This is a genomic window from Psychroserpens sp. XS_ASV72 (assembly GCF_041224425.1).
Classification (GTDB): Bacteria; Bacteroidota; Bacteroidia; order Flavobacteriales; family Flavobacteriaceae; genus Psychroserpens.
This window is the reverse complement of sequence record NZ_JBGFGL010000016.1, coordinates 1-416: the sequence shown is the minus strand read 5'-3', so window position 1 is coordinate 416 and position 416 is coordinate 1. Positions and strand designations below refer to the sequence as shown.

1 protein-coding gene is annotated in these 416 nt (G+C 55.5%); it reads right to left on the bottom strand.

The genetic code is table 11. From position 1 onward, the window contains the following. The coding region (locus tag AB9K26_RS00045; protein ID WP_369970513.1) for a hypothetical protein at window positions 1–319 on the bottom strand (319 nt) is incomplete at its 3' end. Window positions 320–416: the final 97 nt, after the last annotated feature.

Sequence of the window (416 nt, the reverse complement as noted above, 5' to 3'; positions counted from 1 at the left end):
GCTCTAACGGACTCGGTTGGACCAGCACCGGAAGTGCATTGACGACCAAATCCAGGGTCGTTAACTTATGGCAACCGTTGGCCGTGTCCTCCACCCTTACCCATAGGGTCTGCATAAATGCCGTTGTATTGGTATATGAGGCCGGTACCGCTATCGCGTTGGTGCCCTGCTCGGCATCGTCCTCCAGGACATGGTAGCTCACCACATACTGGAGAGGGTCCAGGCCGTCAAGTATCTCGGCGTCCTTCTGTGTCAGGTCGAACTGCGCAAAGCCGTCTGCAGAAACATCGTCACAGACCTCCAATGGCGTCGGGTCCAAAATCTGGGGCGTCGGGTTGACTATCAACAACACCTCTATAAGGGTCGCACAGTCAGTCGCTATCGTAGCGCTCTCTACGCGTGCATAGACAACCTGT